This is a genomic window from Stenotrophomonas sp. YJH_SMC_16, from assembly GCF_059367875.1.
Map to the genome: position 1 here is coordinate 149,413 of NZ_JCAFRH010000003.1, position 14,208 is coordinate 163,620.

General features: G+C 67.0%; 15 protein-coding genes. 5 read left to right on the plus strand and 10 right to left on the minus strand.

Features of this window, described 5'->3' with window-relative positions; genetic code table 11:
• Nucleotides 1-140: 140 nt before the first annotated feature.
• The 9 genes from lolD to AC5P6E_RS08315 all read right to left on the minus strand — a co-directional run bounded on the left by lolD (nucleotide 141) and on the right by AC5P6E_RS08315 (nucleotide 6,510).
• The gene (gene lolD / locus AC5P6E_RS08275) at nucleotides 141-854 is read right to left on the minus strand and encodes a lipoprotein-releasing ABC transporter ATP-binding protein LolD (RefSeq protein ID WP_005409083.1); all 714 of its coding nucleotides are present in this window, start codon (nucleotides 852-854) and stop codon (nucleotides 141-143) included.
• The gene (locus AC5P6E_RS08280) at nucleotides 847-2,088 is read right to left on the minus strand and encodes a lipoprotein-releasing ABC transporter permease subunit (RefSeq protein ID WP_019338333.1); all 1,242 of its coding nucleotides are present in this window, start codon (nucleotides 2,086-2,088) and stop codon (nucleotides 847-849) included. Before AC5P6E_RS08280 ends, lolD begins: the two co-directional genes overlap by 8 nt.
• 23 nt (nucleotides 2,089-2,111) lie before the next feature.
• Nucleotides 2,112-2,561 carry a hypothetical protein gene (locus AC5P6E_RS08285; protein WP_329834819.1) on the minus strand — a complete coding sequence of 150 codons (450 nt, stop codon included), beginning with the start codon at nucleotides 2,559-2,561 and terminating at the stop codon, nucleotides 2,112-2,114.
• A complete protein-coding gene (locus AC5P6E_RS08290; RefSeq protein WP_005409080.1) occupies nucleotides 2,512-2,760 on the minus strand; it encodes an FAD assembly factor SdhE in 249 nt (82 codons plus the stop codon). The genes AC5P6E_RS08285 and AC5P6E_RS08290 overlap by 50 nt, the downstream gene beginning before the upstream one ends.
• Before the next feature lie 73 nt (nucleotides 2,761-2,833).
• Nucleotides 2,834-3,619 (minus strand): succinate dehydrogenase iron-sulfur subunit, encoded by a 786-nt coding sequence (locus AC5P6E_RS08295; protein WP_005409079.1) that lies wholly within the window; start codon nucleotides 3,617-3,619, stop codon nucleotides 2,834-2,836.
• 66 nt (nucleotides 3,620-3,685) lie between these two features.
• A complete protein-coding gene (gene sdhA / locus AC5P6E_RS08300) occupies nucleotides 3,686-5,476 on the minus strand; it encodes a succinate dehydrogenase flavoprotein subunit (RefSeq protein ID WP_019338331.1) in 1,791 nt (596 codons plus the stop codon).
• 31 nt (nucleotides 5,477-5,507) lie between these two features.
• Complete coding sequence (sdhD, locus tag AC5P6E_RS08305; protein WP_019338330.1) at nucleotides 5,508-5,894, minus strand: succinate dehydrogenase, hydrophobic membrane anchor protein; 387 nt, start codon at nucleotides 5,892-5,894, stop codon at nucleotides 5,508-5,510.
• Nucleotides 5,891-6,283 carry a succinate dehydrogenase, cytochrome b556 subunit gene (gene sdhC, locus AC5P6E_RS08310; RefSeq protein ID WP_005409076.1) on the minus strand — a complete coding sequence of 131 codons (393 nt, stop codon included), beginning with the start codon at nucleotides 6,281-6,283 and terminating at the stop codon, nucleotides 5,891-5,893. The genes sdhD and sdhC overlap by 4 nt, the downstream gene beginning before the upstream one ends.
• Before the next feature lie 56 nt (nucleotides 6,284-6,339).
• Entirely contained in the window at nucleotides 6,340-6,510 is a 171-nt protein-coding gene (locus AC5P6E_RS08315; protein ID WP_005409075.1) for a DUF1674 domain-containing protein, read from the minus strand.
• A gap of 39 nt (nucleotides 6,511-6,549) precedes the next feature.
• Here AC5P6E_RS08315 and ygfZ point away from each other — a divergent pair, with 39 nt between their 5' ends.
• Nucleotides 6,550-7,425, plus strand: coding sequence for a CAF17-like 4Fe-4S cluster assembly/insertion protein YgfZ (gene ygfZ / locus AC5P6E_RS08320; RefSeq protein ID WP_019338329.1), 876 nt, complete (start codon nucleotides 6,550-6,552; stop codon nucleotides 7,423-7,425).
• Nucleotides 7,426-7,526: 101 nt separating this feature from the next.
• On the opposite strand, the gene AC5P6E_RS08325 is transcribed toward ygfZ, so the two are convergent.
• Nucleotides 7,527-8,609 carry an ABC transporter ATP-binding protein gene (locus AC5P6E_RS08325; RefSeq protein WP_010484335.1) on the minus strand — a complete coding sequence of 361 codons (1,083 nt, stop codon included), beginning with the start codon at nucleotides 8,607-8,609 and terminating at the stop codon, nucleotides 7,527-7,529.
• A 352-nt stretch (nucleotides 8,610-8,961) separates the two neighbouring features.
• On the opposite strand from AC5P6E_RS08325, the gene zwf reads away from it, so the two are divergent.
• The 4 genes from zwf to edd are packed head-to-tail and all read left to right on the plus strand — an operon-like array spanning nucleotide 8,962 to nucleotide 14,096.
• Complete coding sequence (zwf, locus tag AC5P6E_RS08330) at nucleotides 8,962-10,398, plus strand: glucose-6-phosphate dehydrogenase (RefSeq protein WP_010484333.1); 1,437 nt, start codon at nucleotides 8,962-8,964, stop codon at nucleotides 10,396-10,398.
• Nucleotides 10,395-11,402 (plus strand): glucokinase, encoded by a 1,008-nt coding sequence (gene glk, locus AC5P6E_RS08335; protein WP_010484331.1) that lies wholly within the window; start codon nucleotides 10,395-10,397, stop codon nucleotides 11,400-11,402. Before zwf ends, glk begins: the two co-directional genes overlap by 4 nt.
• Complete coding sequence (gene pgl / locus AC5P6E_RS08340; protein WP_010484329.1) at nucleotides 11,399-12,121, plus strand: 6-phosphogluconolactonase; 723 nt, start codon at nucleotides 11,399-11,401, stop codon at nucleotides 12,119-12,121. The genes glk and pgl overlap by 4 nt, the downstream gene beginning before the upstream one ends.
• Nucleotides 12,122-12,179: 58 nt before the next feature.
• Entirely contained in the window at nucleotides 12,180-14,096 is a 1,917-nt protein-coding gene (edd, locus tag AC5P6E_RS08345; RefSeq protein WP_495230840.1) for a phosphogluconate dehydratase, read from the plus strand.
• Nucleotides 14,097-14,208 lie beyond the last annotated feature (112 nt).

A 14,208-nucleotide genomic window follows, 5' to 3' on the forward strand; every position in this document is an offset into this window, starting at 1 on the left:
CCGGTCGGCGGTCGACCAAGGTCGACCTCTGCCAAAGCGGGTCCAGAACGTCGGATTCCGGTAGTCGCCAACCTTGGTTGGCGCTTGCCCTGCAGGAGCAGCCGACCAAGGTCGGCTTCTACCAGAGTCCGTCCGACCGCTCAGACGTCGGCGTGGGCCAGTGCGTGCAGGCGCCCTTCGCGCAGTTCCAGCACCCGGTCCAGGCGACGCGCCAGGCTGCGGTCATGGGTTACCAGCACCAGGCTGGTGTGACGTGCACGATTCAGCTCCAGCATCAGTTCGAACACCGTTGCAGCCGTGCGGTCATCCAGGTTGCCGGTCGGCTCGTCACCGAGCACGCAGGCCGGATGATTGACCAGTGCTCGCGCCACCGCAGCACGCTGGCGCTCGCCGCCGGACAGCTCGCCCGGCTTGTGGTCCAGGCGATGGCCGAGGCCAACCGCTTCCAGCAGCGTGGTGGCGCGGCTGCTCGCTTCGGCCACCGCGGTGCCAGCCAGCAGCACCGGCATCATCACGTTTTCCAGCGCGGTGAACTCCGGCAGCAGGTGATGGAACTGGTAGACGAAGCCCAGCGCCTGGTTGCGCAGCAGGCCGCGCGCGGTGTCCGACAGCGCCGACATGCGCTGGCCGGTCACATAGACCTCGCCCGCGGTCGGAATGTCGAGGCCACCCAGCAGGTGCAGCAGCGTACTCTTGCCGGCGCCGGAGGCACCGATGATCGCCACGGTTTCGCCGGCGGTCACGGTCAGGTCCAGGCCATCGAACACCGGGGTCTGCATGCGCCCTTCGGCGTAGGTCTTGCCCAGTGCTTCGGCGCGGATCACTTCATCGCCGCGGTTGAAGACCTTATTCATAACGCAGGGCCTCCGCCGGCTGGGTGCGTGCTGCCCGCCAGGCGGGGTACAGGGTGGCCAGGAAGCTCATCAGCAGTGCGACCACGGTGATCGCCACCACGTCGCCGGTCTGCATGTCGGTCGGCAGGCCGGTGATGTAGTAGACATCCTCCGGCATCAGCTTGACGTTGAACACGCTCTCGATGGCGCCGAGGATGCGCTCCAGGTTGAGGGTCAGGGTGATGCCACCGATCAGGCCGGCCAGCGTGCCGAAGATGCCGATCAGCGAGCCCTGCACCATGAACACCTGCATCACGCCGCCCGGGGTCAGGCCGAGGGTGCGCAGGATGGCGATGTCGGCCTGCTTGTCGGTCACCAGCATCACCTGCGAGGACACCAGGTTGAAGGCGCCCATGGCGATGATCAGCGACAGCAGGATGCCCATCACCACCTTCTCCATGCGCAGCGAGTGGTAGAGGTTGGCGTTCTGCTGGGTCCAGTCACTCACGCGGTAGGCACCGCCGAGGTTCTGCGCCAGGTCCACGCCCACTTCCAGCGAGCGGTCCATGTCGTGCAGTTTCAGGCGCACGCCGGTGGCACCGTCGCTGCGCAGTACGCGCTCCAGGTCCTGCATGTTGGCGAAGCCCACGCCACGGTCGACTTCGTTGTAACCGGCCTCGAAGATGCCGCTGACGGTGAAGCGCTTCATCCGTGGCACCGCGCCGGCAGGCGTGCCCTGCACTTCTGCAAAGGTCACCAGCACCTGGTCGCCGACGTCCACGCCCAGCCAGAGCGCCAGCTCCTTGCCCAGCAGCACGTTGAAGCTGCCCGGCGTGAGGCTGTCATAGCTGCCCTTGGTGATCTTCTTGTCGATCACCGACACCTTCGGCTCCAGCGCCGGATCGATGCCCTGGATGATCGCACCCTGCACGCGCGGACCGCTGATCATCGACTGGATCTCGATGTACGGCGCGGCACCGGCCACGCGCGGATCCTTGTTGGCCACGTCGACCACCCGCATCCAGTCCGGCATCGGCTCGCCGTCACGGCTGATGGTGGTGTGCGCGGTCATCTGCAACAGGCGGCTGCGGATTTCCTTCTGGAAACCGCTCATCACCGCCAGGGTGGTGATCAGCACCGTGACGCCGAGCGCGATGCCCAGGATCGATGCCATCGAGATGAAGGAGATGAAGCCGTTGCGGCGCTTGGCGCGCAGGTAGCGCAGGCCGATGGCCACTGGAATGGGTTTGAACATGCAGGCACGCCGGTCAATTCAGCTTATGGTGCCATCGACCGGGGCCGACGGGAAACGCTGCGTGCGGCGACGGCCAGTCGCAGTTCACGTCGCTGCCCGGAATCGAGCACATCCGGCCAGAACAGCAGGCGCCGGCGGCGCCGATCCTCACGCCACAGCAACAGCAGCCAGGGGCCGCGCACGACCAGTTGTGGCGCATCGACGTCCTGCCCGGCCACCTGCAGCGGCTCGGACGGTACCGGCAGAAGCACCTGCACGCGTGGCCTGCGCTGGCGCCAGGCCAGTTCGGCCAACCCGATGCCCCAGGCCAGCAACACCGCGGGCATCAACAGCCGCAGCGGCAGATCCGATGCGCGCAGCAGCCAGGGTGCGGCCAGCAGCACCGCCAGCTGGGCGGCGGCCTGCAGCCGTGAGGGCCGCCACTCAAGGCTTGAGGGCGAGGATCTTCTGCATGAGGGGGATTGCGTGCGCATGCGGGCAGGCCTCATAACCCATGAACCAGCGCCACAACTTATCGTCCTCGCAGTCGAGCAGGAACAGGAAAACCTCGCGCTCTTCGGTCGGCGCAGTGCTCCATTCGTGGTCGAGGTAACGGCCGAACAGCTGGTCCAGCTCGCGCATGCCGCGGCGGCAGCGCCAGCGCAGCTTCTTCAGCAGAACGTCTTCTTCCATCGTGCTTCTCCAGACACAGCAAAGCCACGCATGGCGTGGCTCTACTGGGGTCATGCAACTACCCTGCGCCGTATCAGGCGCGGCGTTCCATCATCAGCTTCTTGATCTCGGCGATCGCCAACGCCGGGTTCAGGCCCTTCGGGCAGGTCCGGGCGCAGTTCATGATGGTGTGGCAGCGGTACAGCTTGAACGGATCTTCCAGGTCGTCCAGGCGCGCACCGGTGTCCTCATCGCGCGAATCGATGATCCAGCGGTAGGCCTGCAGCAGGATCGCCGGGCCCAGGTAACGCTCGCCGTTCCACCAGTAGCTCGGGCAGCTGGTCGAGCAGCAGGCGCACAGGATGCACTCGTACAGGCCGTCCAGCTTCTTGCGGTCTTCCGGCGACTGCAGGCGCTCGCGGTCCGGCGGTGCCGGGGTCTGGGTGCGGATCCACGGCTTGATCGAGGCGTACTGCGCGTAGAAGTGGGTCAGGTCCGGAACCAGATCCTTGACCACGTTCATGTGCGGCAGCGGGTAGATCGGCACTTCCTTCTTGCCGCAGTCCGAGATGGCTCGGGTGCAGGCCAGGGTGTTGGTGCCGTCGATGTTCATCGCGCACGAACCACAGATACCTTCGCGGCAGGAGCGGCGGAAGGTCAGGGTCGGGTCGATCTCGTTCTTGATCTTGATCAGGGCGTCCAGGACCATCGGGCCACAGGCGTCCAGATCGACTTCATAGGTATCGGTGCGCGGGTTGCTGTCGTCGTCCGGACTCCAGCGGTAGATCTTGAAGGTGCGCACGTTCTTGCCGCCGTTCTTGACGGGGAAGTGCTTGCCCTTCGTGATCTTGGAATTCTTGGGGAGTGAAAACTCGGCCATGGCTGCTCTCGTTGGCTCAGGCGGCCCGCGCCCTTGGGCGCGGATTGCATGGTAGGCGGGGTCGGATCAGTACACGCGCGGCTTCGGCGGCACCACGGACACGTCGTCGGTCAACGTGTACATGTGCACCGGACGGTAGTCGAAGCTGCACTTGCCCTTCTCGTCGACGCTGACCAGGGTGTGCTTCTGCCAGTTGACGTCGTCGCGGTCCGGGAAGTCCTCGTGCGCATGCGCGCCGCGGCTTTCCTTGCGCTGTTCGGCCGAGTTGATCGTCGCCACCGCGTTGAGCAGCAGGTTGTTCAGCTCGTAGGTCTCGATCAGGTCCGAGTTCCACACCAGCGAACGGTCGGAGACCTTCACGTCCTGGAACGAGTCGAAGATCTTGTCCATCTTCTCGCAGCCTTCCTTCAGCGTCTGGCTGGTGCGGAAGACGGCGGCGTCGGCCTGCATGGTGCGCTGCATGCGATCGCGGATGACCGAGGTCGGGGTATCGCCGTTGGCGTGGCGCAGCTTGTCCAGCAAGCCCAGCGCCTTGTCGCAGGCATCGGCCGGCAGCGGCTTGTGCGATGCGCCCGGCTTGATGGTCTCGGCGCAGCGGTTGGCCACCGCACGACCGAACACCACCAGGTCCAGCAGCGAGTTCGAGCCCAGGCGGTTGGCGCCGTGCACGGACACACAGGCCGCTTCGCCGATGGCGTACAGGCCCGGCACCACGGCATTGTCGTTGTCGCCGACCTTCTGCACCACTTCGCCGTGGTAGTTGGTCGGGATGCCGCCCATGTTGTAGTGCACGGTCGGGATGACCGGGATCGGCTGCTTGTGCACGTCGACGCCGGCGAAGATGCGGGCGCTCTCGGCGATGCCCGGCAGCTTCTCGTCGATCACGCCCGGGCCGAGGTGGGTCAGGTCGAGCAGGATGTGATCCTTGTGCTCGCCGACGCCGCGGCCTTCGCGGATCTCGATGGTCATCGAACGGCTGACCACGTCGCGCGAGGCCAGGTCCTTGTAATGCGGTGCGTAGCGCTCCATGAAGCGCTCGCCGCTGCTGTTGCGCAGGATGCCACCTTCACCGCGGACACCCTCGGTGATCAGGCAACCGGCGCCGTAGATGCCGGTCGGGTGGAACTGCACGAACTCCATGTCCTGCATGGCGATGCCGGCGCGCATGGCCAGGCCGCCACCGTCGCCGGTGCAGGTGTGCGCCGAGGTGGCGCTGAAGTAGGCACGGCCGTAGCCGCCGGTGGCCAGCACCACGCCCTGGGCGCGGAACAGGTGCAGCGTGCCGTCGGACATGTCCAGGGCCAGCACGCCGCGGCAGGCGCCTTCGTCGTCGAAGATCAGGTCGAGCGCGAAGTACTCGATCATGAAGCGCGCGTCGTGCTTCAGCGACTGCTGGTACAGGGTGTGCAGCATCGCGTGGCCGGTACGGTCGGCCGCCGCGCAGGTACGCTGCGCCGCCGGGCCTTCGCCGTACTTGGTGGTCATGCCACCGAACGGGCGCTGGTAGATCTTGCCTTCGGCGGTGCGCGAGAACGGCACGCCGTAGTGTTCGAGTTCGATGATGGCGGGGATGGCCTCACGGCACATGTACTCGATCGCGTCCTGGTCACCCAGCCAGTCCGACCCCTTGATGGTGTCGAAGAAGTGGTAGCGCCAGTCGTCCTCGCCCATGTTGCCGAGTGCGGCCGAGATACCGCCCTGGGCGGCAACGGTGTGCGAACGAGTCGGGAAGACCTTGGTCAGGCACACGGTCTGCAGGCCCTTGGCGGCCAGGCCGAACGTGGCGCGCAGGCCGGCGCCGCCGGCGCCGACCACGACCATGTCGTACTTGTGTTCGGTGATCTTGTAAGCGGACATCTAATCTGGATTCCTGTGTTGGTGCCTGGGCTCAGGCAACGCCGAGGGCGATGCGGCCCACCGCAAACACACTGACGATCATGCCGAGCACGGCGACGAACTTCACCGCGGTCTGCAGCACCAGGGCCAGCAGCGATTCGTGGATGTAGTCTTCCAGCACGACCTGCATGCCGAGCTGCGCGTGCCAGAACATGGCGATCAGCAGGCCGATCAGCGGCACTGCGTTCCACGGCTTGGCCACGGCGGTGGCGGCGGTCGCGTAGTCCGAGCCCAGCAGGCCCAGCACGAAGACCAGGAACCAGATGCCCAGCACCACCAGCGCGGCGGCGGTCAGGCGCTGGTGCACGAAGTGCTCGGTGCCGGTCTTGGCCGAGCCAAGGCCGCGCACGTTCTTCAGCGGGGTACGGAACTTGCTCACGCGGCACCTCCGAACATCACATAGGCCCACACCAGCAGGGTGATCACCAGGCTGCCGGTGACCGACAGCCAGCTGCTGCGGATGAAGGCGGGGATGCTGAAGCCGATGGCGAAGTCCTGCACCACGTGGCGGATGCCATTGCACAGGTGATAGGCGAACGACCATGTCCACGCGAACAGGAACACGCGGCCATACCAGGCCCCGGCATGGCCGGTGAAGCAGTTCCAGGACTCGGGCCCCATCATCAGGGCCAGCAGGCCGGCAGCGATGATGAGGGCACCAACAGACAGAAAGACGCCAGTGGCTCGATGCAGGATCGAGGTGGCCATCTGAATCTGCCAGCGATACACCTGAAGGTGCGGGGAAAGTGGGCGTTGTCTGGTCGCCATTCGCTGGGCTCGTTGTCTCGGCTGGGCGGCACACGGCCGCGTTGGCTCAATGCTGATCAGAAATCGATGCAGCGTCCGTTTTTCTCCCAATCGCCATACCGCACCGGATCAAGTCCGCCGCGGCCGCCGAATTCCTCTGCTTTTTCCTGTTCCACGGGCACGGGTGCCGCGGGGACCAGCGGGGCTTCAGATTCGTCGTCGGGAGTGGGGGTTGTTTGGCCTATCATGTTCGGTCTCGCAACGCACAAATTTTAGACCTCGTTCACGTGCCTGACAACCTGCCCCCTGCTTTCGTCGGATATCCGCGCCTGCCCGGCCACCAGTTGCTGAGCCTGCAGGGCACGGATGCGGCCGTTTTCGCCCACGCCCAGTTCAGCGGCGACGTCACTGCCCTGCCCCTGCTGCACTGGCAGTGGAGCGCCTGGCTGAGCGCAAAAGGCCGCACCCTGGCGGTGTTCCAGCTGCTTCGGCTGGCCGACGACCACGTGATGCTGGTGCTGGCCGACGGCGATGCCGATGCGATTGCGTCGCAACTGCAGCGCTTCGTGTTCCGTCGCAAGGTGAAGGTGCAGGTGCGCAGCGATCTGGCGGTGGCCGGCGCCTTCACCGCGCCCGAAGCCGCCAGCAACGCCGCGATTGCGCACGCCGCAGCGGACGGCTGGGAACTTGACCTGGGCAGCGATGCGCTGCCGCGCACCCTGCGCATTGGCGCAGCTGATGCATTTGCCGCCGGCAGCGAAACCGATGAGGCCGCTTTCGCCCTGGCCTGGCGCCAGGCCGACCTGCGCTACGGGTTGCCGCGACTGGAAGAAAGCCAGCGCGAAGTGTGGACCCCCCAGCAGCTGGGCCTGGACCGCCTGAACGGCTACAGCGTGAAGAAGGGCTGCTATCCCGGTCAGGAAATCGTCGCGCGCACCCACTTCCTCGGCAAGGCCAAGCGCGCGGTGCAGCTGCTGCATGCCGCAGCACCGGCGCAGGCCGGCGATGGCGTGCAACAGGACGGCGCAGCGCTGGGCACGATTGCCAGCGTGGCCGGTGAACTGGCGCTGGCGGTGCTGCCGCTGGAGGCCAGCGACGCCGAGTTGCAGGTGGGTGGTGCGGTGGCGCAGCGTGTGCCGCTACTGGATGGACTGGCGCGCTGAGGTTCACGCCGGGCACGGCCCGGCGCTACCGCCGCCATGGTGGGTGCGGACCGTTGGTCCGCACCGCAACGAAGCAGCCGAGCGTGGGTTCGGCTACAGAGTCAGAGCCGCTCGCCGGTTTCCGGGTTGAAGAAATGCAACCCCTGCGGGTGGATCGCCACGCGGATCTGCTCGCCCACCGCCGGCAGCGCCTGCGGCGCCACGCGCATGGTCAGCGCATGCTGGCCACTGCTGAGGTTGACGAAGATCTCGTTGCCGACCGGCTCAATGCCTTCGATGCGCGCAGTGAACGCATGCGCATCATCGGCGGCCGCCGGCTGCAGGTGCTCCGGCCGCACGCCCACCGCGATCGGCTTCTGCAACCACGCCGGATCGATCGTGGCCTGACCCAGCGGTGCACGCCATTCGCCGTCGACCACGGTCACGCCACCGGCATCGCCCTGCAGCGTGCCACGCAGCACGTTCATCGCCGGGCTGCCGAGGAAACCCGCCACGAACAGGTTGGCCGGGCGGTCGTACAGCGCCATCGGCGTATCGATCTGCTGGATGATGCCGTCCTTCAGCACCACGATGCGCTGGCCCAGGGTCATCGCTTCAACCTGGTCGTGCGTCACGTAGATCATGGTGGTGCCCAGCTTGCGATGCAGTTGCGCGATTTCGGTGCGCACGCTGTGGCGCAGCTTGGCATCCAGATTGGACAGCGGTTCGTCGAGCAGGAACACCGCCGGCTCGCGCACCAGCGCCCGGCCCAGCGCAACACGCTGGCGCTGGCCGCCGGACATCGCCTTGGGGAGCTTGTCCATCATCTCCGTCAGGCCCAGCGTCTGCGCCGCTTCGGCGATGCGCTTGTCGATGGTCGCCTTGTCATGCCCGCGCAGCTTCAGGCCGAAGGCTAGGTTCTCGGCCACGGTCATGTGCGGATACAGCGCGTAGCTCTGGAACACCATCGCGATGTCGCGATCCTTCGGCGCCACGTCGTTGACCACGCGATCACCGATGGTCAGCGTGCCGCCGCTGATTTCTTCAAGGCCAGCCACCATCCGCAGCAGGGTCGACTTGCCACAGCCGGACGGACCGACCAGCACCATCAGCTCGCCATCGGCGACCTCGAAGCTGGCGTCCTTCACCGCGACCTGGCCGTTGTCATAGACCTTGCGCACACCCTGCAACTGCACTTTTGCCATATCACCTATCCGGTCCGCCCGAAGCCGGGCTGTCTTTTGGGACTGCCTCGGCCCTCCCGATGGCAGTGATGATTGCGCGCTTGCGGCATGACGGCGAGCACTGCAATCGAATACAGTTGCCCATTCTGCCATGTAAACGTTTTCACGTGGCACTATCCGATGATCGGTGCGCACCGATCTGCGTCGGCGGTGGAACGAAGCTTCCGCCGGAGCAGTGGTTTCGAATGGAACGGTCTTCCGCTACCCCGGAGATCGCCCCTGACGAACCTCGGACAGGCAGTTGCGCGGATGTCCCCCGAACCCAGCCATGAAGCGATTGACAACGATGTCACCCAGATCTGAAACTCGAGCGATGCACGACACCCTCTTCCTGTTCGGTGCCACAGGTGATCTGGCCCAGCGCTACCTGTTCCCTTCGCTGCTTCGCCTGCTTGGCGACGGCCTGCTGCCGGAGGACTTCCGTATCCGTGCGCTGGCCCTGTCCGGGCATGACACCGAAGCCTTCCATGACATCCTGCGCCCGCGCCTGCAGCAGGCCATGCCGATGGCCACGCAGGACGACATCAGTGCCCTGCTGCGCCGCATCGACTACCGTTCGGTGGACCTGCGCGACGTCGACTCGGTTGCCGCCGCGGTCTCCGACCTGGTGCACCGCAAGTGCGTCAGCTACCTGGCCATCCCGCCGGGTCTGTACATCTCCACCTGCGAAGGTCTGGCCAAGGGCGGCGCACTTGCCGCACCGGCACGCCTGATGCTGGAGAAGCCGATCGGCAGCGACAGCGAGAGCGCCGAGGAGATCATCTCTACCATCGGCCAGTGGATCGACGAGGACCGCGTGTTCCGCCTCGACCACTACCTGGGCAAGGCGGCAGTGCAGAACCTGATCGCGCTGCGCTTCGGCAATACGCTGCTGGAGGCAGTGTGGAACCGCAACTACATCGAATCGGTGCACATCCTGGTGGCCGAGAGCGAAGGCGTGGATGGCCGCGACGCCTACTACGCCCGCTCCGGCGCGCTGCGCGACATGGTGCAGAGCCACATCCTGCAGCTGCTGTGCATGGTGGCGATGGAACCGCCGGCGTCGCTGGAAGCCGACCGCATCCGCGACGAGAAGGTCAAGGTGCTGCGTGCCCTGCGTCCGCTTGATGCCAAGCACGCCGCGCGTGACAGCATCCGCGGCCGCTACACCGCCGGCACCATCAACGGCCAGCCGGCCCAGGCCTACCAGCCGCCGGAAGGCAGCGACGTGGAGACCTTCGCCGGTGTCACCGCGCACATCGACAACTGGCGCTGGAGCGGCGTGCCGTTCCACCTGGTCACCGGCAAGCGCCTGCCCGAGCGCACCACCCGCGTGGTGGTCACGCTGAAGCCGGTCACCCACTGGCTGTTCGAGCGCCCGCAGCGCGCGCAGGCCGCACCGAACCGCCTTGTGTTCCAGCTGCAGCCGCAGGAAAACATCGAACTGGGCCTGATGAGCAGCCTGGCCGGCCCGGAATGGGGCGCGCTGGAACTGCACCCGCTGGAGCTGGAGCTGTCGGTGCCGACCGGCCTGCACCGCCGCATCGCGTATGAGCGCCTGTTCCTGGATGCGTTCAACGGCAACCACACGCTGTTCGTGCGCGATGACGAAGTGCGCGCCGCCTGGGCGTGGATCGACAGCGTGGCCGATGCCTGGAAGGACGCCAAGCTGCCGCTGGAGCCCTACCCCGCCGGCCAATGGGGCCCGAGCAATGCGGGCGAGTTCCTGCCGCAGGGCGTGGACGCGCCGGACAGCGGAGCCTCGGCATGAGTGCCAGCTCGCAGCCGGTGCTGGTCGCCGACATCGGCGGCACCAACGCCCGCTTCGCCCTGGCCGACACCTCGCAGGACGCACCGCTGCAGAAGGACAGCATCCGCGAGTACGCGGTGGCGGAGTTCCCATCGCTGGGTGATGCCGCGCGCCACCATCTGGAACAGATCGGCGCCACCGCCAGCCGCGGCGTGTTCGCAGTGGCCGGTCGCGTTGATGGTGACGAAGCGCGCATCACCAACCATCCGTGGGTGATCTCGCGCAGCCGCACCGCAGCGATGCTCGGGTTCGACGAACTACACCTGATCAACGATTTCGCCGCACAGGCGATGGCGATTTCACTGCTGCAGCCCGATGACGTGGTCCAGGTTGGCGGTGCCGCCTGGGTGCCGGGCAAGCCGGGCCAGCCGCGCAACTACGCGGTGATCGGTCCGGGCACCGGCCTGGGTGTCGGTGGCCTGATCCTGCGCCACGGACGCTGCTATCCGCTGGAAACCGAAGGCGGCCATGTCAGCTTCCCGCCGGGAACCCCGGAGGAGATCCGCATCCTGGAAATCCTGTCCGAGCAGTTCGGCCGCGTCTCCAACGAGCGACTGATCTGCGGCCCGGGCCTGGTCAACATCCATCGCGCGGTGTGCGAGATGGCCGGTATCGATCCCGGCCAGCTGCAGCCGGTGGACGTGACCGCCCGTGCCCTGCATGGCGATCCGCAGGCAATGCGCACCGTGGACGTGTTCTGCGCGGTGTTCGGCGCCATTGCCGGCGACCTGGTACTGACCCAGGGTGCCTGGGATGGCGTGTTCCTGACCGGCGGTCTGACTCCGAAGATGCTCGATTCGCTGCAGCACTCTGGTTTCCGCCAGCGCTTCGAACACAAGGGGCGGTTCTCTTCGATCATGGCGCGCGTTCCCTCGTTGGCCGTGATGCATCCCCACGCCGGATTGCTGGGCGCCGCCGCCTATGCCGCCGACGCCGAACGTGACGCACCTGGAGTTGCCGCATGAGCCCCACCTTCCACGACGACCGCATCGAGTTCATCAGCCACGGCGATGCCGATGGCTGGATCGAGGCAGTGGCCGCCGAGATGGCGCAGACCCTCAACCACGACATCAACGAAGTGGGCCGCGCCCGCATCCTGTTGTCCGGCGGCACCACGCCGGCGCCGGTCTACCAGGCGCTGGCCGAGTTGGACGTGCACTGGGACCGGGTGGAAGTGAGCCTGGCCGACGAGCGCTGGCTGTCGCCGCAGGATCGCGACAGCAACGCCTGGCTGGTGCGCGAGCACCTGCTCAAGCGCGCCGAAGGTGCGCATTTCGATCCGCTGGTACGGATCGGAAAGCCGCTGCCGGAATGCGTTTACACCGCCAACCTGCAGGCCCAGCACAGCCAGCCGCCGAGCCTGGTGGCACTGGGCATGGGCAACGACGGCCACACCGCCTCGCTGTTCCCGGGCTCGAAGGACCTGGCCCGCGCACTGGAAAGCACCCTGCCCTACGCGGCACTGGACGCCACCGGCTGCCCGGGCGCGAACCAGTGGCCGCTGCGCATCACGCTGACCCCGCACGGGCTGGGCCAGTGCCGCCAGCGCCTGCTGCTGCTGCGCGGCAAGCAGAAGCTGCAGGTGCTGCGCCAGGCGCTGGACAGCAACGACGCCCAGCAGTACCCGATCCTCAATGCAATCAACCTGGACGGCGCGCGCCTGCGCGTGCACTGGGCTGATTGATGTCGGCGGCGGCGCCGCGCCGCCGCTTGCCTCTCGCCACCACGAACGCCGGTAGCCAATGAGCCTCCATCCGCAACTGCAAGCCATCACTGAGCGTGTCATCCGCCGCAGCGCCGCCTCGCGTGCCGCCTATCTGGCCGCGATCGATGCCTCCCTGCGTGAGGGCCCGTTCCGCAGCCGCCTGAGCTGCGGCAACCTCGCCCACGGATTCGCCGCCTGCGGCGGCACCGACAAGAGCCGCCTGCGCGGTGGCGTGACGCCGAACCTGGGCATCATCACCGCCTACAACGACATGCTGTCGGCGCACCAGCCGTTCGAGACCTATCCCGAGCAGATCCGCGAGATCGCCCGCGAGCTGGGCGCCACCGCACAGGTGGCCGGCGGCGTGCCGGCGATGTGCGACGGCGTCACCCAGGGCCGAGGCGGCATGGAACTGTCGCTGTTCTCGCGCGATGTGATCGCACAGGCGACCGCCATCGGGCTCAGCCACGACATGTTCGACACCACCGTCTACCTCGGTGTGTGCGACAAGATCGTGCCGGGCCTGCTGATCGGTGCACTGGCCTTCGGCCACCTGCCGGCGGTGTTCGTGCCGGCCGGCCCGATGACCCCGGGCATTCCGAACAAGCAGAAGGCCGAAGTGCGCGAACGCTACGCCGCCGGCGAAGCGACCCGCGAAGAGCTTCTGGAAGCCGAGTCCGCGTCGTACCATGGCGCTGGCACCTGCACCTTCTACGGCACCGCCAATTCCAACCAGGTGCTGCTGGAAGCGATGGGCGTGCAGCTGCCGGGTGCGTCGTTCGTCAACCCGGGCACGCCGCTGCGTGATGCACTGACCCGCGAAGCCACCGAACGTGCGCTGGACATCACCGCGCTGGGCGATGACTTCCGTCCGCTGGGCCGGATCATCGACGAGCGCGCGATCATCAACGCGGTCATCGCGCTGATGGCAACCGGTGGGTCGACCAATCACACCATCCATTGGATCGCCGTGGCACGCGCCGCCGGCATCGTGCTGACCTGGGACGACTTCGACGAGCTGTCGCAGCTGATCCCGCTGCTGGCCCGCGTCTATCCGAACGGCGACGCCGACGTGAACCGCTTCGCTGCGGCCGGCGGCCCGGCGTTCGTGTTCGGCGAGCTGATCAAGGCGGGCCTGATGCACGGCGACCTCGTGAGCGTCGCGCGTGGCGGCATGGCCGACTATGCGCGCGAGCCGCAGCTGCGCGACGGCCAGCTGGTCTATCTGCCGGGCCTGGAACGCAGCGCCGATGACGAAGTAGTGCGCGGTGTCAACAACCCGTTCGAACACCAAGGCGGCCTGCGCCTGCTGCGCGGCAACCTGGGCAAGTCGCTGATCAAGCTGTCGGCGGTGAAGCCGCAGTACCGCACGATCGAAGCACCGGTGGTGGTGGTGGATGCACCACAGGTTTTGAACAAGCTGCACGCCGGTGGCCTGCTGCCGCAGGATTTTGTGGCGGTGGTGCGATACCAGGGCCCGCGTGCGAACGGCATGCCCGAACTGCATTCGCTGGCGCCGCTGCTGGGCCTGCTGCAGAACCAGGGCCGGCGTGTGGCACTGGTCACCGACGGCCGCCTGTCCGGCGCCTCGGGCAAGATTCCGGCGGCGATCCACGTGACGCCGGAAGCGGCGCGCGGTGGCCCGCTGGCCAAAGTGCGCGAAGGCGACATGATCCGCCTGGATGGCGAGGCCGGCACGCTGGAAGTGCTGGTGGATGCGACGGAATGGGCAGCACGTCCGCTGGCGCCGAACACCGCGCCGGCCGCGCATGACCTGGGCCGCAATCTGTTTGCGATCAACCGTCGCGTGGTGGGGCCGGCGGACCAGGGGGCGATTTCGATTTCGTGTGGGCCGGCGGCGGCCGATGGTGGGCCGTGGGATTACGACGCGGAGTACGAGCTGGGGCATGATGCCGCGGCGGCGGCGGCACCGCATGAGGCGAAGGACGCCTGAAGCGAAAAGCCGCGGCAGGCTTCCCGGCCTGGGCAGTAGAGCGCCCTGGCCGGGACACGCCGTAAACCCATCCATGGGGGCTCGATCGCGGCATCCATGCCGCTCACGGTCC